1 protein-coding gene is annotated in these 299 nt (G+C 62.9%); it reads right to left on the bottom strand.

The annotated features are described in order from the left end of the window. A partial coding sequence (locus tag HTT03_RS18995) for a vWA domain-containing protein (RefSeq protein WP_425506268.1) occupies window positions 1-299 on the bottom strand: 299 nt, incomplete at both ends.

Raw genomic sequence — 299 nt, 5'->3', positions numbered from 1 at the left:
AGTTCGGTCGCATTGCTTGCGGGGAGGAAGACGCCGCCCGTGTTCTCGGCAATACAGGCGAGACCGGCGTGGGCCTCGTCTTGCAGGTCAAAGCCTACGACATGAGCGGTGAACTTTACCCCCTGTTTCGCAAGCTGTGCCGACAGCGCACAGGGATCGGCGTTGCAGGTCTCTACCCCGTCCGAGATCAGCACCAGCGTTGCCGGGTTGTCGCGGTAGGCGAGCAGGTCGGCGGCATGTTCGATGGCGGCGGAGATCGGCGTTTTGCCGACCGGTTTGATCGCATTCACCTGCGCTTG

This window comes from Sulfitobacter maritimus (assembly GCF_013346665.1).
GTDB lineage: Bacteria > Pseudomonadota > Alphaproteobacteria > Rhodobacterales > Rhodobacteraceae > Sulfitobacter > Sulfitobacter maritimus.
The sequence above is the reverse complement of the archived record's forward strand: the minus strand, read 5'-3'. Positions and strand labels throughout refer to the sequence as shown.